This is a genomic window from Streptomyces griseoloalbus, from assembly GCA_014650015.1.
GTDB lineage: Bacteria > Actinomycetota > Actinomycetes > Streptomycetales > Streptomycetaceae > Streptomyces > Streptomyces griseoloalbus.
The window spans coordinates 1-19219 of the sequence record BMUD01000016.1 but is presented as its reverse complement, the minus strand read 5'-3'; the positions used below and the strand labels follow the sequence as shown (position 1 = coordinate 19219).

At 72.4% G+C, this 19219-nt stretch carries 18 protein-coding genes and 1 pseudogene; 14 read left to right on the top strand and 5 right to left on the bottom strand.

Features of this window, described 5'->3' with window-relative positions:
• Positions 1-80 precede the first annotated feature (80 nt).
• From IE178_RS23435 to IE178_RS23415, 5 genes are all read left to right on the top strand, one after another.
• On the top strand, positions 81-1820 hold the full coding sequence (locus IE178_RS23435; RefSeq protein WP_193513674.1) for an MFS transporter: 1740 nt from the start codon (positions 81-83) through the stop codon (positions 1818-1820).
• 243 nt (positions 1821-2063) lie between these two features.
• Positions 2064-2714: a class I SAM-dependent methyltransferase gene (locus IE178_RS23430; protein ID WP_184765342.1), complete on the top strand. Its 651-nt coding sequence runs from the start codon at positions 2064-2066 to the stop codon at positions 2712-2714.
• 46 nt (positions 2715-2760) lie between these two features.
• The gene (locus IE178_RS23425; RefSeq protein ID WP_193513673.1) at positions 2761-3762 is read left to right on the top strand and encodes an N-acetylmuramoyl-L-alanine amidase; all 1002 of its coding nucleotides are present in this window, start codon (positions 2761-2763) and stop codon (positions 3760-3762) included.
• Between the two features lie 158 nt (positions 3763-3920).
• On the top strand, positions 3921-4748 hold the full coding sequence (locus IE178_RS23420; RefSeq protein WP_184765340.1) for a DUF5336 domain-containing protein: 828 nt from the start codon (positions 3921-3923) through the stop codon (positions 4746-4748).
• A 102-nt stretch (positions 4749-4850) separates the two neighbouring features.
• Positions 4851-5144: a hypothetical protein gene (locus IE178_RS23415; RefSeq protein ID WP_184765339.1), complete on the top strand. Its 294-nt coding sequence runs from the start codon at positions 4851-4853 to the stop codon at positions 5142-5144.
• Positions 5145-5222: 78 nt separating this feature from the next.
• Here the strand turns inward: IE178_RS23415 and IE178_RS23410 are convergent, their stop codons facing one another.
• The 3 genes from IE178_RS23410 to IE178_RS23400 are packed head-to-tail and all read right to left on the bottom strand — an operon-like array spanning position 5223 to position 8643.
• Positions 5223-6308, bottom strand: coding sequence for a prenyltransferase/squalene oxidase repeat-containing protein (locus tag IE178_RS23410; RefSeq protein WP_193513672.1), 1086 nt, complete (start codon positions 6306-6308; stop codon positions 5223-5225).
• On the bottom strand, positions 6305-7051 hold the full coding sequence (locus IE178_RS23405; protein ID WP_184765337.1) for a class I SAM-dependent methyltransferase: 747 nt from the start codon (positions 7049-7051) through the stop codon (positions 6305-6307). The genes IE178_RS23410 and IE178_RS23405 overlap by 4 nt, the downstream gene beginning before the upstream one ends.
• Positions 7045-8643 carry a glycosyltransferase gene (locus tag IE178_RS23400; protein WP_193513671.1) on the bottom strand — a complete coding sequence of 533 codons (1599 nt, stop codon included), beginning with the start codon at positions 8641-8643 and terminating at the stop codon, positions 7045-7047. The genes IE178_RS23405 and IE178_RS23400 overlap by 7 nt, the downstream gene beginning before the upstream one ends.
• A gap of 206 nt (positions 8644-8849) precedes the next feature.
• Here IE178_RS23400 and IE178_RS23395 point away from each other — a divergent pair, with 206 nt between their 5' ends.
• The 8 genes and pseudogenes from IE178_RS23395 to IE178_RS23360 all read left to right on the top strand — a co-directional run.
• Entirely contained in the window at positions 8850-9512 is a 663-nt protein-coding gene (locus tag IE178_RS23395; protein WP_193513670.1) for a TetR family transcriptional regulator, read from the top strand.
• Positions 9513-9740: 228 nt separating this feature from the next.
• Positions 9741-11135: a glycoside hydrolase family 10 protein gene (locus IE178_RS23390; RefSeq protein WP_193513747.1), complete on the top strand. Its 1395-nt coding sequence runs from the start codon at positions 9741-9743 to the stop codon at positions 11133-11135.
• Between the two features lie 395 nt (positions 11136-11530).
• Positions 11531-12748: an SCO2321 family membrane protein gene (locus tag IE178_RS23385; RefSeq protein WP_193513669.1), complete on the top strand. Its 1218-nt coding sequence runs from the start codon at positions 11531-11533 to the stop codon at positions 12746-12748.
• On the top strand, positions 12745-13371 hold the full coding sequence (locus IE178_RS23380) for an SCO2322 family protein (protein ID WP_193513668.1): 627 nt from the start codon (positions 12745-12747) through the stop codon (positions 13369-13371). The genes IE178_RS23385 and IE178_RS23380 overlap by 4 nt, the downstream gene beginning before the upstream one ends.
• 172 nt (positions 13372-13543) lie before the next feature.
• Positions 13544-14617 (top strand): energy-coupling factor transporter transmembrane component T, encoded by a 1074-nt coding sequence (locus IE178_RS23375; protein ID WP_193513746.1) that lies wholly within the window; start codon positions 13544-13546, stop codon positions 14615-14617.
• Positions 14614-16284: an ABC transporter ATP-binding protein gene (locus tag IE178_RS23370; protein ID WP_193513667.1), complete on the top strand. Its 1671-nt coding sequence runs from the start codon at positions 14614-14616 to the stop codon at positions 16282-16284. Before IE178_RS23375 ends, IE178_RS23370 begins: the two co-directional genes overlap by 4 nt.
• Positions 16281-17117, top strand: a complete 837-nt coding sequence (locus tag IE178_RS23365; RefSeq protein WP_193513666.1) for an ECF transporter S component — start codon at positions 16281-16283, stop codon at positions 17115-17117. The genes IE178_RS23370 and IE178_RS23365 overlap by 4 nt, the downstream gene beginning before the upstream one ends.
• 293 nt (positions 17118-17410) lie before the next feature.
• A pseudogene (locus IE178_RS23360) lies at positions 17411-17515 on the top strand (aggregation-promoting factor C-terminal-like domain-containing protein); the annotation flags it as partial.
• A 102-nt stretch (positions 17516-17617) separates the two neighbouring features.
• On the opposite strand, the gene IE178_RS23355 reads toward IE178_RS23360, so the two are convergent.
• Positions 17618-17812, bottom strand: coding sequence for a DUF397 domain-containing protein (locus tag IE178_RS23355; protein ID WP_193513665.1), 195 nt, complete (start codon positions 17810-17812; stop codon positions 17618-17620).
• Complete coding sequence (locus IE178_RS23350) at positions 17793-18620, bottom strand: helix-turn-helix domain-containing protein (protein WP_193513664.1); 828 nt, start codon at positions 18618-18620, stop codon at positions 17793-17795. The genes IE178_RS23355 and IE178_RS23350 overlap by 20 nt, the downstream gene beginning before the upstream one ends.
• 91 nt (positions 18621-18711) lie before the next feature.
• Here IE178_RS23350 and IE178_RS23345 point away from each other — a divergent pair, with 91 nt between their 5' ends.
• Positions 18712-19143 carry an ATP-binding protein gene (locus IE178_RS23345; RefSeq protein WP_318280204.1) on the top strand — a complete coding sequence of 144 codons (432 nt, stop codon included), beginning with the start codon at positions 18712-18714 and terminating at the stop codon, positions 19141-19143.
• Positions 19144-19219 lie beyond the last annotated feature (76 nt).

The following is a 19219-nucleotide window of genomic DNA, read 5'->3' as shown; positions in this document are numbered from 1 at the left end:
CATCGGAATAGTTGCCTCGGTGTACGGGGTTCGATCTGCACGTATTCCCTCGAACCGGCCGGCACCTGGAGGCACCCTTCATGACGCAGACGACGACCGACCGTCCTTCCGGCAGAGCGGGCGGGGCCGTGGTCCCGGTGCTCGCCTTCGCGGGCATCGTTGTCGCGGTGATGCAGACCCTGCTGGTCCCGGTCATCAAGGATCTGCCACAACTGCTGGACACGGCGCCCGCCGACGCCACCTGGGTGCTGACCTCGACCCTGCTGTCCGGCGCGGTGGCCACCCCGATCATGGGCCGCCTCGGCGACCTGTACGGCAAGCGGCGCATGCTGGTCACCAGCCTCGCGGTGATGGTGGTCGGCGCGCTGGTCAGCGCGTTCACCAGCGACCTGCTGGTGATGATCGCCGGCCGTACGCTCCAGGGCTTCGCGATGGGCGCGATCCCGCTGGGCCTCGGCCTGATGCGCGACATGCTGCCCCGCGAGCGGCTCGGCTCCGCGATGGCCCTGATGAGCTCCTCCATAGGCGTCGGCGGCGGTCTCGCGCTGCCCGCCGCCGCGCTGGTCGCCCAGCACTCCGACTGGCACGCCCTCTACTTCGGCGCCGCCGGCCTCGGTGTCCTCGCGATCGCGCTCACCCTGCTCGTCGTGCCGGAGTCCCCGGCCCGCGCGAAGGGCGGCTTCGACCTGCCGGGCGCGCTGGGCCTGTCCGCCGGGCTCGTCCTGTTCCTGCTCCCCGTCTCCAAGGGCAGCGACTGGGGCTGGACCTCCGGCACCACGCTGACGCTGTTCGGCGCGGCGGCCGTGGTCCTGCTCCTGTGGGGCCTGATGGAACTGCGCCTGTCCTCGCCGCTGGTGGATCTGCGCACCACCGCCCGCCGCGAGGTGCTGCTCACCAACCTCGCGTCGATCATGGTCGGGGTCTCCTTCTTCGTCGTCTCCCTGGTCCTGCCCCAGCTGCTCCAGCTGCCCGCCGCCACCGGCTACGGGCTCGGCCAGTCGATGGTCGTCGCGGGCCTGTGCGTGGCCCCGCTGGGCCTGACCATGATGTTCACGGCCCCCGTCTACGCCCGCCTCTCCGCCCGGTACGGCCCGAAGACCACCCTGATCCTCGGCCTGCTGATCATCGCGGCCGGCTACGGCGGCGGCCTCGGCCTGATGGACGCCGCCTGGCAGACGGTCGTCACCTCGGTGGTCCTCGGCGCGGGCATCGGCCTCGCCTACTCCTCCCTGCCCGCGCTGATCATCGGCGCCGTCCCGGCCTCCGAGACGGGTGCGGCGAACGGCCTGAACACCCTGATGCGTTCCATCGGCACGTCGGTGTCGAGCGCCGTCATCGGCATGGTGCTGGCCAACACCGCGAACACCGCGGGCGGCGTCGCGGTCCCGACCCTGCACGGCTTCCGCGTCTCCTTCCTGATCGCGACGGCGGCGGTGGCCGTCGGCCTGATCCTGGCCCTGTTCCTGCCCGGCGGGCGGCCGTCGGAGCGGACGCTGCTGCGGGCGAGCAGTGAGGAGGACGCGAACCTGGAGCGCGCCGAGGCGGCCCTGCGCGGCTTCCGCGGGCGGGTCCTGGACTCGACCGGCACCCCGGTCGCCCGCGCCAAGGTCACGCTGATCGACCGCCGCGGCCGTCAGGCGGGCGCCACCGTCTCCGCCGACGACGGCAGCTACGTCCTCGCCGTCCCCGCACAGGGCCCGTACGTCCTGGCCGCCCGCGCCACCGGCCACGCCCCGCTCGCAGCCCCGGCGACCCACGCGGGCGACGAGCGCCCGGTCGACCTGGACCTGTCCCTGCCGAGCGAGACGGTCTCCGCCTGACCCGTCGGGTCTCCGCCCCGGCGTACCGCTTCTCGCCCGACCTGTCGGGTCTCCGCCCGGCGTATCGCCTCTCGTTCTCACCTGACCCGTCAGGTCTCCGCCCGGCGTACCACTTGTCGCCCGGCCTCCTGGTCTCCCGCCCGACCTTGTTACCCGGCGGTACCCCCTGTCGGTCGCACCGGCAGGGGGTAAGGCAGCATGGGGGCGGTGCACCCACGTACGACCTCGGGAGAGGAAAGCCCCATGTCGATGGCACCCGGGCCCGGGATCCTGGCCGCGTTCGAGGCGGCGAAGGGCTTCATGCCCGTGGACGAGGGCCTGGCCCTGTACGCGGCGGCGGCCGGGGCCGCCCGCCTGGGGCTGCCGCTCCTGGAGGTCGGCACCTACTGCGGCCGCTCCACGATCCTGCTGGCCGACGCGGCCCGCGCGGCCGGTGTCACCGCGCTCACCGTGGACCACCACCGCGGCAGCGAGGAGCAGCAGCCCGGCTGGGACTACCACGACCCGGAGACGGTCGACGCCGAGCTGGGCCTGATGGACACCCTCCCCACCTTCCGCCGCACCCTGCACCGGGCGGGCCTGGAGGACCACGTGGTGGCCCTGGTCGGCCGCTCCCCGCAGATCGCGGCTCTGTGGAACTCCCCGCTGTCCCTCGTCTTCGTCGACGGCGGCCACACCGACGAACACGCCACGGCCGACTACGAGGGCTGGGCCCCGCACGTCACGGACGGCGGCCTCCTGGTCATCCACGACGTCTTCCCCGACCCGGTGGACGAGTTGACCGGTCAGGCTCCCTACCGCGTCTACGTCCGGGCTCTCGCATCCGGCGCGTTCACCGAGGTATCGGCCACCGGCTCGCTGCGCGTACTGCGCCGGACGGGCGCGGGCATCTGAGCCACCGCCAGGCGGGAATCGCCAGACAGGCCCTAGGGTGGCTGACGTGTCGTACACAGGTCCCGGCTTCGAACCGCCCCAGCCCCGACGGCCCCGGCGTGGGCCCCTGACCGTGGCGCTCGCGGCGCTCGTACCGGGGGCGCTGCTCGGATGGGCGGTGTATGCGTCCGTGGGTGGCCCGGGGGACGACAAGGGGGCGGCGGGAAGCGCGTCCACCCCGGCGTCCACCTCGCCGTCCGCGTCGGCATCCGTCTCGGCCACGTCGCGCGCGCCGTCCTCCGCCGGCGCGTCACCGACCGCCGGCCCCGACGGCGGGAAGCCCGGCGCCTCCCCCACGGACACGTCCCCCTCCGCCTCCGCGCCCGCCGCGTCCGGGCCGCTCAAGGGCAAGGTCGTCGTCATCGACCCGGGACACAACCCGGGCAACTTCCAGCACACCACCGAGATCAACCGCCAGGTCGACATCGGAACGAACCGCAAGGAGTGCGACACCACCGGGACGTCCACCAACGACGGGTACGCCGAGGCGAAGTTCACCCTCGACGTCGCCCACCGGATGCGCACGCTCCTCCAGGAGCAGGGCGCCACCGTGCGGTTGACCCAGGACGCCGACCGGCCGTTCGGGCCGTGCGTGGACGAGCGGGCCCGGATCGGCAACAAGGCGGGGGCCGACGCCGTCGTGTCGATCCACGCGGACGGCTCGGGCACCGGCAACCGCGGCTTCCATGTGATCCTCCCCGGCGCCGTGCGGGCCGGTGCCGCCAACACCCGGCCCATCGTCGAGCCGTCCCGCGCACTCGGCGAGCGCATCGCGGGCAACTTCGTACGCGTCACGGGCAGCGCGCCGTCCAACTACGTCGGCGGCGGTACCGGTCTCGTCACACGTAAGGACCTGGGCGGTCTCAATCTGTCAACGGTTCCCAAGGTGTTCATCGAGTGCGGCAACATGCGCGATAGCAAGGACGCGGCACTGCTGACCAGCGGTGCCTGGCGGCAGAAGGCGGCGCAAGGGATTTCCGACGGAATCGTGAGTTTCCTGCGCGGGTAGGGATCGGCGCGCTGATCCAGGCGGACAGCCCGATCGTACGGACGATAGTGTCGTCCGCACGATGAGGGGCCACCCCCGCGCTTCACACCCGGGCCTTCGGGCGACACGGTGACAGCGACGCCTCTTCCGACGACGAGACGACCTACGAAGGACCTGAAGTGAATATCCGCTCCCTCACTCGAGGCGACGGCGTGGTGATCGGAGCAGCGGTGTTGCTGTTCATCGCGTCGTTCCTCGACCTCTACTCCGTCGACGGCGCACCCGACGGCTACGACCTGCCCAGCCTGTGGGGCAGCGGTCCGGTCGTGCTCGGAGTCGTGCTGGCGGGCATCATCGGCGCCGCGCTCGTCGTCGTCGCCCGTGGCCTGCCGCAGTCGCCGAAGGTCGCGGGGCTCGACCTCGGCCAGTTCGGTGTCGCGTTCACCGTGTTCGCCGCCTGGAGCGCGCTCGGCAACATCTTCGACGTGGCCGGCGGCGTCGACAACATCGGCGGCGGTTCCTCGGACGGCCCGGACGCCGGTACCGGTCTGATCCTGGCCCTCGTCGCCACGCTCGTCATGGCCGCCGCCGCTGTCGCCACCCCCCTGGTGCCCGCCCTCAAGGGTGCCCTCCTTCCGGCCGCCCGTCCCGCCGCTCCGCAGCCCTACGGCGCCCAGCCGCCCGGTGGTTACGGCTACCCGGGTGCGCAGCAGGCCTCCTTCGGCGGTCAGCCGCAGCCGGGGCAGCCCGGTCAGCAGCCCTTCCCGGGCCAGCCGCAGCAGCCGCAGCCCGTCCCGGCACCGGCCGGTGACTTCTCGCCGTTCTGGTTCGCGGTGCCGGTGCCCCGGCCGCTGTTCCCGGAGGACGGCTCGCCCACGCCGATCGCCGAACTGGCCCCGGGTACCTGGTACCTGGCGGTCGAGCAGCGCGGCCCGGCGCTCGTCGCCCAGACGCAGGACGGCCGTCGCGGTGTCCTCCAGGACACCTCCGGCATCCAGCGCGGCTGAACCCCCCGGCCCTTCCTCGTCGCGGCCCCTCGCCCTTCCGGGCGGGGGGCCGTTGTCGCACCGTCCGGGTTTCAGGCGGACTTTCGGGGCCATTCGGAAAGCATGTCCCCTCGATATCGCACTGGTTCCAACTCCGCGGGGACGGTCGTCGCGGTGATCGCGGACATCATGGCCGTCATCCTCGGACTGTGGATTCTGATGTACCTGTTGGACGCCAACCGGGCCAATGACCTGGTGCGGTTCGTCCATGACGCCGCCAACTGGCTGGCCGGTTGGTCGCGTGACCTGTTCACCTTCGACGAGGCGTGGGCCCGGGTGGTCGCCGGCTACGGACTCGCGGCGATCGTCTACCTGTTCATCGGCCACGCCATCGCGGGCCGCCTGCGCCGGCACTGAGCCGAGCCGACCCGGTCGGGCCGGGCCGGGTCGGGTCGGCTCGGGTCGGCTCGGGTCGGGTCGGCGGGTCGGCTCGGGTCAGGCGAGTGCGCAGCAGTCCGGGTCCAACCCCCTGGGCAGGTGCTCGCCGCCGAAGACCGCGCAGGTGGCGTCGTGGCCGCCGAGGGCGGCGACCGCCAGCAGCAGGGAGCCGGCCGTCCAGGTGGTCAGCTCGCGGGGCCAGATCGCGTCGTCGTCGAAGACGTAGCCCGTCCAGTACAGGCCGGTCTCCGGATCGCGCAGGTGCTGGATCGACTGGAGCACGTCCAGCGCGCGGTCGGACTCACCCACCGCCCAGAGGGTTAGGGCGAGTTCGGCCGACTCGCCGCCGGTCACCCACGGGTTGGGCACCACGCAGCGCACCCCGAGTCCGGGGACGACGAACCGGTCCCAGCCCTCCTCGATGCGGGCCTTGGCCTCGGCGCCGGTCAGCGCGCCGCCGAGCACCGGGTAGTACCAGTCCATCGAGTAGCGGTCCTTGTCCAGGAACCGTTCGGGATGGTGCCGTATCGCGTGCCGCAGCGCGCCCACCGCCAACTCCCAGTCGGGTTGGGGCTCTTCGCGCTGCTCGGCGACGGCCAGCGCGCAGCGCAGCGCGTGGTGGACGGACGAGGAGCCGGTGAGCAGCGCGTCCGCGGTGGCCGTGCCGTCGTCGTCGCGCCGCCAGCCGATCTGCCCGCCGGGCTGCTGCAACCGCAGCACGAACTCCACGGCCGCGTACACGCAGGGCCACATGCGGTCCAGGAAGGTGTCGTCACCGGTGGAGAGGTAGTGGTGCCACACCCCGACCGCGACGTAGGCGACGAAGTTGGTCTCCCGTCCCCGGTCGGTGATGTCGAGCGGGTCGCCGTCGGCGTAGGCCGCGTACCAGGAGCCGTCCTCCAACTGGTGCCGGGCCAGCCAGAGATAGGCCCGCTCGGCGGCCTCGTGCTCGCCCGCCGTGTCCAGCGCCATCGCGGCCTCGACGTGGTCCCACGGGTCGAGGTGGTGCCCCCTGAACCAAGGGATCGCCCCGTCCTCCCGCTGCACGGCGAGGACACCGGCGACGGTCGCGGCGGCCTGCCCGGCGGTGAGGACCCCGGGCAGGACGAGGTGTTCCGTCCGAGGGGTCCGGGGGGTCGTCACGTGGCGTCCGCCTCCGTCCCGGCGCGCGGCAGGTGGGGCTTGGTCGCGTACGCCACGAAGCTCTTGCCGATCAGCGGGTTCAGCGCCTGCTCCGCGACCCGGGTGGCCAGCGGCTTCTTCATGATGTCCCAGACCAGGAGCTTGTGGTACGCGCGCACCGGCAGCGCCTTGTCGTTGTCCACGCCGAACGCGCACTTCAGCCACCAGTACGGGGAGTGCAGCGCGTGCGCGTGGTGGGTGCCGTAGGGGCGCAGACCGGCCTCGCGGATCTTCGCCAGCAGTTCGTCCGCCTTGTAGATGCGGATGTGACCGCCCTCGACCTCGTGGTAGGCGTCGGACAGCGTCCAGCACACCTTCTCCGGTCCGTAGCGCGGCACGGTGATCGCGATCCGGCCGCCGGGTTTGAGCACGCGCACCATCTCGGCGAGTACGCCCTTGTCGTCGGGGATGTGCTCCATCACCTCGGAGATGATCACGACGTCGAAGGACTCGTCGGGGAAGGGCAGGGCGAGGGCGTCGCCCTCCATGGCGGTGGCGGTGGCACCGGCCGGCGCCTCCCCGGCCTCCTTCATCGCGGCGAACCACTTGGCGACCTCGCGGATCTCCTCGCCGTTCTGATCGAGTGCCACGACCCGCGCGCCGCGCCGGTAGCACTCGAAGGCGTGCCGGCCGGCCCCGCAGCCGAGGTCCAGCACGCGGTCGCCCGGGGCGAGCGGGAACCGGGAGAAGTCGACGGTCAGCACGTGGCCCTGCTTTCGCGGTCGGAGGTTTCGGCTGCGGGCACGGACACGGCGCCCGCGCCCGCGGGGGCGTCGGGGGCGGTGTCCCGGTCGGCGGGGGGCGCGGAACGGCCGGGAGGCGTGGCCGCGGTGGGGCCCGCGGGTGTGATCGCCGTCCGGTCGGCGGCCGGTGCCGCGGAGCGGTCGGGGCCTGCCGCGGAGCGGTCGGGGCCTGCCGCGGAGCGGCGGGGGATCGCGCCCGCGGAGCGGGGGTCCGCGGCGTCCTGGCCCGCACGACCCACCCGACCCGCGTGACCCGCGAGGGCCATCGCCTCGCGGTAGCGGGCCACCGTGCCCTGCGCGGCGCGCGCCCAGGTGAAGTGCCGCAGCACCCGCTCCCGTCCGGCCGCGCCGAGCCGTGCGCGCAACTCCGGGTCGCCCAGCAGCCTGCTCAGCCCGGCGGCCAGCGCCCCCGCGTCGCCGGGCGGTACGGCGAGACACGTCTCCCCGTCGCGGCCGGCGACCTCGGGGATGGCACCGCCGGTCGTGGCGACCAGCGGGGTACCGGTGGCCATGGCCTCGGCGGCCGGGAGGGAGAAGCCCTCGTACAGCGACGGCACGCACGCGACCTGGGCCGACCGCACGAGGTCGACCAGTTCGGCGTCCGAGATGCCCTTGACGAACTCGACGGCGCCCTCGAGGCCGTAGCGCTCCATGGCCTGCGCGACGGGCCCCTCCGTGGGCCGCTTGCCGACGACCACGAGATGCGCCCCGGGCCGCTCGGCCCGCACCTTCGCCAGCGCCTCGACGAGGAAGACCAGCCCCTTCAGCGGCACGTCCGCGCTGGACGTGGTCACGATCCGGCCCGGTACGACCGGCACCGACGGGTCGGGGGCGAACAGGTCGGTGTCGGCGCCGATGTGGACGACGTGGATACGGTCGGGCCGTACGCCGAGGTCGTCGACGATCTCCTGGCGGGAGCTGCCGGAGACGGTGAGCACGGACGGCAGGCGGCGCGCCACCCGCTTCTGCATGCGGGTGAAGGCGTACCAGCGGCGCACCGAGTAGCGCCGCTGCCAGCTTTCGGCGGCGTCCAGTTCCAGGCGCCGGTCGACGGTGATGGGGTGGTGGATGGTGGTCACCAGGGGGGCGCCGAGGTCGCCGAGGAGGCCGTAGCCGAGCGTCTGGTTGTCGTGGACGACGTCGAAGTCGCCGCGGCGGGCGCGCAGATGGCGGCGGGCGCGCAGGGAGAAGGTCAGCGGCTCGGGGAAACCGCCCGTCCACATGGTGCCGACCTCCAGCGCGTCGACCCAGTCGCGGTACTCGTCACGCTTCGGGGTGCGGAAGGGGTCGGGCTGGCGGTAGAGGTCGAGGCTGGGCAGTTCGGTGAGGCGCAGCCCGTCGTGCCCCTCGTCGAGGACCGGGTAGGGCTGGGCGCCGATGACCTCGACGCGGTGCCCGAGGCGGGCCAGTTCGCGCGAGAGGTGGCGTACGTAGACGCCCTGGCCGCCGCAGAACGGGTTTCCCTTATAGGTGAGGAGTGCGATGCGGAGCGGTCGCAAGCCGTCGGATGCGGGACCTTCCAAGGGCCCGGCCTGACTGGCCTCAGCAGTCACTCTGGGCCCCCTTCTCCCTGCACTGTCCCGCGAGATTACGACGGGACGCTAATCTAGAACAAGTTTCAGAGTTGATCGTTCGGAGGATCCGAATCTACCGGCAGGTAGCTGCACTGTGAGCAGTGGATCAGGTGATTCACGCCACGACGGACGGCGTGCCATGCTGTCCGATCATCCACCCTCACCGACTGTCACGGACGGGACCCATGCCCGCGGAAGCCAGCAGAGACAAGGCGACCAAGGCGGCCGGCGCCGGCACCACGCGCACCTCCCCTGCCTCGCCGCTCACCGAGCGGCAGGAGGCGCGTCGGCGCCGCATCCTGCACGCGTGCGCCCAGCTGGCCTGCCGGGGCGGCTTCGACGCGGTGCAGATGCGCGAGGTGGCGGAGTCCTCCCAGGTGGCGCTCGGCACGCTGTACCGCTACTTCCCGTCCAAGATCCATCTGCTGGTCGCCACGATGCAGGACCAGCTGGAGCACCTGCACGCAACGCTGCGGAAGAAGCCGCCGGCCGGTGAGACCGCGGCCGAGCGGGTGGCGGAGACCCTGATGCGGGCCTTCCGCGCACTCCAGCGCGAGCCGCAGCTGGCCGACGCGATGGTGCGCGCGCTGACCTTCGCGGACCGCAGTGTGAGCCCGGAGGTCGACCAGGTCTCCCGCCAGACCACGAAGATCATCCTGGACGCCATGGAGCTCACCCATCCCACACCGGACCAGCTCTCGGCGGTCCGCGTCATCGAGCACACCTGGCACTCGGCCCTGATCACCTGGCTCTCGGGCCGCGCCTCCATCGCTCAGGTCAAGGTCGACATCGAGACGGTGTGCCGCCTGATGGACCTGACCGCCCCGACGTCGTCCGAGCACAGCTGACGAAACTTTCGACAGCTTTCCGTGGGTGACGACAGGCTCCTGTATCCGCCTTCCTCTACCCACCAGCACCGAAGCTCACCGTGCGCAAACGGTTGACCACCCTCCCATTGCTCCGTATCGTCTCCGCAGAAATTCGGAGCCGAGTCCGAAACTTTCGTTCGACCGCACAGCCGGCAATCCCCGCCGATCCGCACCACGGACCCCCACCGGAGAAGGGATGACATGCGCATGATCAGAAAGCGAACGAGAACGGGAGACGGAGGCGGCAGCCCCCGCACGCGCGGCCGCCTGCGCGCCGGCCTGAGCGCCACGACGACCGCCCTGCTCACCGTCACCGCCCTGGCCGCACTCCCCCAGACCGCCGCCCACGCCGCCGACACCCTGGGCGCGGCGGCGGCCGAGAAGGGCCGCTACTTCGGTGCCGCGGTCGCCGCGAACCACCTGGGCGAGGCGCAGTACGTCTCCACGCTGAACACCGAGTTCACCTCGGTGACGCCGGAGAACGAGATGAAGTGGGACGCCGTGGAGCCCAGCCGCGGCTCCTTCAGCTTCAGCCGCGCCGACCAGATCGTGAACCACGCCCAGAGCCGGGGCATGGACGTCCGCGGGCACACCCTGGTCTGGCACTCCCAGCTGCCGAGCTGGGTCTCCGGACTCGGCGCCACCGACCTCCGGTCGGCGATGAACAACCACATCACCCAGGTCATGACCCACTACAAGGGCGAGATCCACTCCTGGGACGTGGTCAACGAGGCGTTCCAGGACGGCAACAGCGGCGCCCGGCGCAGCTCGCCCTTCCAGGACAAACTCGGCAACGGCTTCATCGAGGAGGCCTTCCGCACCGCCCGCGCGACGGACCCGAACGCCAAGCTCTGCTACAACGACTACAACACCGACGGCGTCAACGCGAAGAGCAATGCCGTCTACGCCATGGTCAAGGACTTCAAGTCCCGTGGCGTGCCGATCGACTGCGTCGGCTTCCAGTCCCACTTCAACAGCAACTCCCCCGTCCCCTCCGACTACCGGGCCAACCTCCAGCGCTTCGCCGACCTCGGGGTCGACGTACAGATCACCGAGCTGGACATCGAGGGCTCGGGGTCGGCCCAGGCCACCAACTACGCCAATGTCGTACGGGCCTGCCTGGCGGTGACGCGCTGCACCGGCATCACGGTGTGGGGCATCCCGGACAAGTACTCGTGGCGGGCGAGCGGCACGCCCCTGCTGTTCGACGACAACTACAACAAGAAGCCCGCCTACGACGCCGTGCTCAGCACCCTGGGCGGCACCCCGGGCGGCCCCGGCAACCCGGGCGACCCCGACGCGGCCTGCACCGCCACCTACACCACGGCGGAGCAGTGGGGCGGCGGCTACAACGGCAAGGTGACGATCACGGCGGGCAGTTCGCCGATCTCCGGCTGGAGCGTGAACGTCACCATGACGCCCCCGCAGAAGGTCGTCGCCGTCTGGAACGGCTCACCCACCTGGGACAGCAGCGGCAACGTCATGACGGTGAAGCCCAGCTGGAACGGCACCCTGGCGGCCGGAGCCTCGACCAGCTTCGGCTTCACCGTGAACGGCGGCACCGCGCCCCCGCCGCAGGTCGGCGCCTGCACGGCCTCCTGACCCACCGCCCCTTCCAGCCGGCCCGCACCCCACCGAGGGTGCGGGCCGGTCACCGTCTCCCCCAGGGCTCCCACGCCCGCCGGGAAGGCGAAGGCACCCCCGGCCCCTTTCCTGCGGGCGGGTAGAGTGGCGGGCGTCGTCATCACGCCCGTACGGGGGGAAGCCGGTGCAATTCCGGCGCTGACCCTTCCTCAGTTCCCGACTTCGCTCGGACCGGGGAGGCCCCTGTCGTGAACCGTCCGCCGAGACGGTGAGCCGGACTGCCCCGCACGGTTCGTGACCGGCTCGCGTGCCCGGCGCTCCGCCGGTGCACGGCACCGTCGAGACATACGGAGCCGAGCCGCCGGGATGTCCCGTGCTGCCCGGCCCTCCCGCAGGGAAGGCACCCGCCGATCATGAACGTCCTCCGCAGCGCCGCGGTCCTCGCCGCCGTCGCCGTGATCGGCGCCGCCGCACCGGCGGCCGCCGACTCGTCCCCTTCGCCGTCCCCGGCACTCCCCTCCGCCCTGTACGGCGACGGCGACCCGCGGTACGACGGCGTCTGGCGCCAGTCGCTCGCCCTGCTCGCGCAGCACACGGCGGGCGTCGAGCCGCCGAAGGCGGCCGTGGACTGGCTGACCGGTCAGCAGTGCGCCGACGGCTCCTTCGCCCCGTACCGCGCGGACCCCGCGAAGGCGTGCGACGCGAAGACGATGGTCGACACCAACCAGACGGCCGCCGCCGTCCAGGCCCTCGCCGCGCTCGGCGGCCACGACGACGTGACGGACAAGGCCGTCGACTGGCTGAAGTCCGCGCAGAACAAGGACGGCGGCTGGGGCTACACCGCGGGCGGCGCCAGCGACACGAACTCCACGTCCGTCGTCATCGGCGCGCTCTCCGCCTCCGGTGGGAATCCCGCCGAGGTGAAGAAGGACGGCAGGTCCCCCTACGACGCCCTGCTGAAGCTGGCGCTCCCCTGCGAGGGCGACGGCGCGGGCGCCTTCGCCTTCCAGCCGGACAAGAAGGGCGAACTGGTCGCCAACGCGGACGCGACGGCGGCGGGCGTGCTCGGCTCGCTGGGCAAGGGCCTGGTGACCGGGCCCGGCAAGGCCCGGAACGCGGACGCCGGTTGCGAGAAGGCCGACGGCCCCGCGCAGGCCGCCGCCAACGGTGCCGCCCATCTCACGGACGCCCTCGCCGAGGACGCCCACCTCACCTCCGCCCTTCCCGGCGCCGAGGACCAGCCCGACTACGGCAACACCGCCGACGCCGTCGTCGCGCTCGCCGCGCAGGGCGCCACCGAGCAGGCCGGGAAGTCCCTGGCCTGGCTGGAGGAGAACGCCGCCGACTGGGCGGCCCAGAGCGGTCCCGCCGCCTACGCCCAGTTGGTCTTCGCCGCCCACGCCGCCGGCGCCGACCCGCGCGACTTCGGCGGCACCGACCTGGTGAAGCAGCTCACGGCGACCGGCCCGTCCGCCTCCGGCGGAGCCCTCGAGGCGACGGCGAAGGCCAAGGACGACAAGGACGAGCCGGACTCCGGCTTCGGCGTCTGGTGGTTCGTCGGCGTCTGTCTGGTCGCCGGTATCGGCATCGGCATCCTGATCAGCGGCCGCAGGAAGAGGCGGCAGCCGTGATCCGCCGGGCCACCGTGCTGTTCCTGGCCGCGCTCGTGTCCCTGCCGGCGGGCGCGGGCCAGGCACAGGCCGCCGGCTACCGCTACTGGTCCTTCTGGGAGCGGGACGGCACGGCCTGGACGTACGCCACCCAGGGCCCGTCCCTGGTCCGCCCGGCCGACGGCGACGTACAGGGCTTCCGCTTCTCCGTCAGCGAGGACTCCGCCGACGCGGCGAAGCCCCGCGGCACCGCCGACTTCGCCACCCTGTGCGCCGAGACCCCGGCGCGGGAGGGCGAGAAGCGGGTGGCCCTGGTCATCGACTTCGGTACTCCCGCCGACGCCCCGCCCGGCGAAACCCCGCCCGCGGCCCGCACGGCCTGCGCGCGGGTCCCCGAGGACGCCACCACGGCCGACGCCCTGGCCGCCGTGGCCGAACCCCTGCGCTACGACACCAACGCCCTGCTGTGCGCCATCACGGGCTACCCGGAAAAGGGCTGCGGCGAGCAGATATCGGCACAGAAGGACCCGGCCCCCGAGCAGGGGGAAACCGACACGGGCCCGTCCCTGGGCCTCGCAGCCGGAATCGCGGCGGTGGCACTCCTGGCAGCGGCAGCCACCTGGCAGGTCCGCCGCCGTGGCTAGTTCGCCCGACGACGGGCAGCCGCGCCGCCCCAGCCGCGGGCAGTCGTACCGCTGGGGCGGCACGGGTGGGCGATGGGCGTCCCCCCGCTCGAGCGAGGCCGAGAGCGGGGGAGGCTCCTGGCAACCGCCGGAGGAGCACCGCACCCCCGCCCACCAGCACGACCGCACCCCCCTGCACCCCGGCGCCTGGTGGCTCTGGTCCCTGGCCCTGGGCACCGCCGCCACCCGCACCACCAACCCCCTCCTGCTCGCCCTCCTCATCACCGTCTCCGCCTACGTCGTGGCGACCCGCCGCCCCCACACCCCCTGGTCCCGCTCCTACGGCGCCTTCGTCAGACTCGCCCTCGCCGTCCTCCTCATCCGCCTGGCCTTCGCCCTCACCCTCGGCTCTCCCATTCCCGGCACCCACGTCCTCCTCGCCCTCCCCGAAGTCCCCCTCCCCCACTGGGCCCAGGGCATCCGCCTCGGCGGCGAGGTCACCGCCGAAGCCCTCACCTTCGCCCTCTACGACGGCCTGAGACTCGCCACGCTCCTCCTCTGCGTCGGCGCGGCGAACGCCCTCGCCAGCCCTTCCCGCCTCCTCAAGTCCCTCCCCGGCGCCCTGTACGAACTCGGCGTGGCCGTCGTCGTGGCGCTGACCTTCGCGCCCCACCTGATCGCCGACGTCCAACGCCTGCGCGCCGCCCGCCGTCTGCGCGGGCGCCCCGACAAGGGCGTACGCGGCCTGCTGCACGTCGGACTGCCGGTCCTGGAGGGCGCGTTGGAGCGTTCGGTCGCCCTCGCCGCCGCGATGGACGCGCGCGGATACGGCCGTACCGCCGAGGTCCCGCCCGCCGTCCGCCGCACCACCGCCGCCCTCACCCTCGGCGGCCTGCTCGGCGTCTGCGCCGGAACGTACGGACTGCTCACCGCCGAGGGGGGCGCCTACGGACTCCCCGTCCTCCTCGCCGGCGTCGCCGCCGCTCTCGCGGGCCTGTGGCTGGGCGGCCGTCGCACCCTGCGCACCCGTTACCGCCCCGACCGGTGGGACATGCGGGCCTGGCTGGTCGCCGCTTCCGGAGCCGCCGTCGCCGCTCTGCTGGCCCTCGCCGCCTCCCGCGACCCGGCGGCCCTGCATCCGGGTGTGGTCCCGCTCGTCGCACCGACCCTCCCCCTGTGGCCGGCGGCGGCCGTCCTGATCGGCCTGCTCCCCGCTTTCCTCACCCCCGGCCCCGAGGCCGCGAACACCCGCAAGGAGCCGACGTGATCCGCTTCGAGAACGTGTCGGTGACGTACGACGGCTCGGCACGACCGTCCGTGCGTGGCGTCGACTTCGAGGTCCCCGAGGGCGAACTGGTGCTCCTCGTCGGCCCGTCCGGTGTCGGCAAGTCCACGGTGCTGGGCGCGGTGAGCGGCCTGGTCCCGCACTTCACCGGCGGTACGCTGCACGGCCGGGTCACCGTCGCGGGCCGTGACACCCGCACCCACAAGCCGCGTGAACTCGCCGACGTCGTGGGAACGGTGGGCCAGGACCCGCTCTCCCACTTCGTGACGGACACGGTGGAGGACGAACTCGCCTACGGCATGGAGTCCTTGGGCCTCGCCCCGGCCGTGATGCGCCGCAGAGTCGAGGAGACGCTGGACCTCCTCGGCCTCGCCGGTCTCCGGGACCGCCCGCTCTCCACCCTCTCCGGCGGCCAGCAGCAGCGCGTCGCCATCGGCTCGGTCCTCACCCCGCACCCCCAGGTCCTGGTCCTCGACGAACCGACGTCCGCACTCGACCCGGCGGCGGCCGAGGAGGTCCTGGCGGTCCTCCAGCGCCTCGTGCACGATCTGGGCACCACGGTCCTCATGGCCGAACACCGTCTGGAACGCGTCATCCAGTTCGCCGACCAGGTGGTGCTGCTGCCGGGCCCCGGCGAGCGCCCGCTCCTCGGCACCCCGGCGGAGGTGATGGCGGTCTCCCCCGTCGTCCCCCCGGTGGTGGACCTGGGCCGCCTGGCGGGCTGGTCGCCCCTGCCCCTGACGGTCCGCGACGCCCGCCGCAGGGCGGCCCCCCTGCGCGACCGCCTCACGGACCGGCAGCCACGGCTGGACCACACCGCACGCCCACTCCAGCCGGCCCCGCCCACCCCCGGCAGACGCCTGTTCAAGCGCACGAAGCCGGACACCACCGCTGCCTCTCCCGTGGCCGAAGTCCGTTCCCTCGCCGTCCGCCGCGACCGCGTCCAGGCCCTGCGCCACGTCGACCTGACCGTCACCCCGGGTGAGACGATCGCCCTCATGGGCCGCAACGGCGCCGGGAAGTCGACGCTGCTCGGCGCGCTCGTGGGCCTGGTCGAACCGTCCTCCGGGTCGGTCCGCACCGGCGACGCGATCCCCCACCGCACCCGCCCCCGCGACCTGGTCCGCCGCGTCGGCCTCGTCCCGCAGGAACCCCGCGACCTCCTCTACGCCGACACGGTCGCGGCCGAGTGCGTGGCCGCCGACGACGACGCGGGCGCGACACCCGGCACCTGCCGAGCCCTGCTCTCAGACCTCCTCCCCGCAGTGGCCGACGACACCCACCCCCGCGATCTCTCCGAAGGCCAGCGCCTCACCCTCGCCCTGGCGGTCGTCCTCACCGCCCGCCCGCCCCTGCTGCTCCTCGACGAGCCGACCCGAGGCCTGGACTACGCGGCGAAGGCCCGCCTGGTGACGATCCTGCGCGGGCTGGCCGCCGAGGGCCACGCGATCATCATGGCCACGCACGACGTGGAACTGGCGGCGGAGCTCGCCCACCGGGTGGTCCTGCTCGCCGAGGGCGAGGTGATCGCGGACGGCCCGGCGACGGACGTGGTCGTGGCGTCCCCGTCCTTCGCCCCGCAGGTGGCGAAGATCCTGGCCCCGCAGCACTGGCTCACGGTCTCCCAGGTCCGCGAGGCGCTGCGATGACCACCACGGTGAACACGGAACGCCAGGCCCGGGCCATCCGCCTGGGCCCGCGCTCGCTGCTGGCCCTCGCCCTGGTGAGCGCGGTGGGCGTGGCCGGCTTCGGCTGGCCCTTCCTGGCCCCGCCCACCTCCACCCTGAACGCCCACGCCCAGGACGCGCCGTGGCTCTTCGCGGGCCTGCTCGTCCTCCTGGTCGCGGTCGTGGCGGCCACGATCTCGGAGTCCGGCCTGGGCCCCAAGGCGGTGGCGATGCTCGGCGTCCTCGCCGCCACGGGCGCGGCGCTGCGCCCGATCGGCGCGGGCACGGCCGGCCTTGAGCCCATGTTCTTCCTCATGGTCCTCAGCGGCCGGGTCCTCGGCCCGGGCTTCGGCTTCGTCCTCGGCTCGGTGACGATGTTCGCGTCCGCCCTGCTCACCGGCGGTGTCGGGCCGTGGCTCCCGTTCCAGATGCTGGCGATGGGCTGGTTCACGATGGGCGCGGGGCTGCTGCCGGGCGCCGATCGCCTGCGTGGCCGCGCGGAACTGTGGCTGCTCACCGTGTACGGCTTCCTGGCCGCCTTCGCCTACGGCACGGTGATGAACATGGCGGGCTGGCCCTTCATGTCCGCCCTCGCCTCGAACATCTCCTTCTCCCCCGACGCCGCGCTCCCCGACAACCTGGCCCGCTTCCTCGCCTACTGCCTGGCGACCTCCCTCGGCTGGGACCTGGGCCGCGCGCTGGTCACCGTCGCCCTGACCCTCACCCTCGGCACCCCGCTCCTCAAGGCCCTGCGCCGAGCCACCCGCAGGGCGGCTTTCGAGGCGCCGGTCACCTTCGCGGACGCCCCTCGGTGAGGCCCCGCACGCACGCCGTGACCACGTGGGTGAAGCACCCCACATGACCCGCGTCACCTACGAACCACGGCCGTAGCCGAGCCACGTGCCGCACGGCGTCACAGCACCCGCCACCGGCCGTCCCTGCACGTGCACGGCACCCGCCCTGCGACCGCGGTTAGTAAAAGGGACCTTTGCGGGCAGTCGCGGGATTTGTTTCCGTGGAGCGGTCGCCAGGCGCCGATGTGCCCCCACGGGTCACGGCGCCGCCGCATGCCCCGCCGCGTCCGGCACGCACACCGCGACCCGCCCTGACCAACCCCGCCACCCAGATCGAGTGGGGCCTGGACTACATGAAGGACCGTTACGGCAGCGCCTGCGACGCCTGGAGCTTCTGGCAGTCCAACGGCTGGTACTGACAGCCCACCCATACCGAAGGCGGCGGCCCCCTGATCCCCGGGGCCGCCGCCTTCGCCATGCGCTCCTGCCGGTTACTTCCGGGTCCTGCGAGAAGGGCCGCGTTACGGCAGTTCGGCGGTTGCGGTCGCCGTCCAGTCCAGGAAGGTGGCGAAGGCGGCCGGGCCGAGGGTGAGGATCGGGCCCGCCGGGTTCTTGGAGTCCCGGACGGCGATGGCGGAGGTGGGGATTTCGGCGAACTCTACGCAGTTGCCACCCTGGTCACTGCTGTAGCTGGACTTACGCCAATTGATCTCCATAGCGTTCCTCCATCACTCGCCGGATCATTTCCGCCGATTCCCTGAGAGGGAGGGCGGCGGCTTGAAGATGATCGTAACGGAGCGAGCAGTCCCTTACAGTGTCCGGATTCGCAGTCGGGTGCCCGCTGCCGTAGCCCTCGGTATAGACGATGGCCGGATCGTGCGCGAACCGATAGATGTCGAACGAGCCCGTCATTCCGGCGTGCGCTCCGGACTTGAACGGCAGCACCTGAATGTTGATCAACGGGTTGTGCTCGAAGGACAACAAGTGGTCCAGTTGCCCGCGCATGGTCCCAGGACCGTCAATCTCCAGATACAGGGCCGCCTCGAAGAGGATCACCCAGTAGAGCGGGGACTCGTCCCGCTCGAAAATACGCTGCCGGTCCAGGCGTACGGCGGTTCGGTCGTCCAGGTCGGTCACGTCCAGCGCACCCAGGACAGCACGCGCGTATGCCCTGGTCTGCAGCAGACCGGGCACCATGCCCATCTCGAAGCAGTACATGCCGGTGGCCCTCGCCTGAAGCTCAGCCACTTGCTGGAACCAACCCGGAAGTTGACTGCGCATCACCAGTGTGACGAGGCGGGACAGCAGTCCTCCCGTTCCCAGCGCCGCGTCCACCCGTTCGCTGAACTCGGCCGTCGGCAGCTTCCTCGCCGTCTCGATCTGGCCGACCAGTGAGCCCGTGTAGTTGACGATGTCCCCGAGTTGCCGCTGGGTCAGGCCGGCGGCCTCCCGGTGGCGGCGAAGCTCGAAGCCGTAGTAATCCAGCGGTGACGCGCCCGGGTCGAGGACGTTGATGTGGGTCACGCGCAGCCCCTTTCGCGCAACTCGGTCCACGGCGGGACCGGTTGTATTCGTGCCGTAGCCGAGCGTAGTCAGTGGAGGTCAGCCTTGTGCCGTGAACGAATACATTCCCCCGATTCTTCTCGCCCCGCGCGGCGCCCAGTACACGATGCGTCTCACCGTCGGTGAGCACTCGGCACGGCATGTCCGGCGCATCGTGCGGTCGTTTCTGCGCGAGTGGGAGATGGCCGGGCTGTCCGACGCCGTGGAACTGGGCGTGACCGAGTTGCTCGCCAACGTCGTACGCCATGTTCCGGGCCGGCGGTGTGCCCTGCTGTTGCTGCGGCAGCCGGCCGGAGTGAGGGTGGAAGTGACCGACGGGTGTAATCAACTCCCGCGTGTGCCGGTCGGGTTGGCGCCTGATGCGGAGCACGGGAGAGGACTCGCGCTGCTCGCTGCGGTGAGCGACAAGTGGGGGGTCGATCCTGAGCCGTGTGGCGGGAAGACCGTGTGGTTCGAGTGTGTCGCCGTGGACGCTCGTGAGTGAGGTGGCCGTTGGGCCGCTCGCTTCTTTGTCAGTGTCGTGCTTGCGCGGACCGCGTCAAGGGCGCTGCGTTGCGCTG

Excerpts from the sequence above, each read along its gene's own strand:
- IE178_RS23365 (WP_193513666.1), top strand. The coding sequence starts at position 16,281 with ATGACCACCACGGTGAACACGGAACGCCAGGCCCGGGCCATCCGCCTG.
- IE178_RS23435 (WP_193513674.1), top strand. The coding sequence starts at position 81 with ATGACGCAGACGACGACCGACCGTCCTTCCGGCAGAGCGGGCGGGGCC.
- IE178_RS23385 (WP_193513669.1), top strand. The coding sequence starts at position 11,531 with ATGAACGTCCTCCGCAGCGCCGCGGTCCTCGCCGCCGTCGCCGTGATC.
- IE178_RS23355 (WP_193513665.1), bottom strand. The coding sequence starts at position 17,812 with ATGGAGATCAATTGGCGTAAGTCCAGCTACAGCAGTGACCAGGGTGGC.
- IE178_RS23430 (WP_184765342.1), top strand. The coding sequence starts at position 2,064 with ATGTCGATGGCACCCGGGCCCGGGATCCTGGCCGCGTTCGAGGCGGCG.
- IE178_RS23390 (WP_193513747.1), top strand. The coding sequence starts at position 9,741 with ATGATCAGAAAGCGAACGAGAACGGGAGACGGAGGCGGCAGCCCCCGC.
- IE178_RS23395 (WP_193513670.1), top strand. The coding sequence starts at position 8,850 with ATGCCCGCGGAAGCCAGCAGAGACAAGGCGACCAAGGCGGCCGGCGCC.
- IE178_RS23415 (WP_184765339.1), top strand. The coding sequence starts at position 4,851 with ATGTCCCCTCGATATCGCACTGGTTCCAACTCCGCGGGGACGGTCGTC.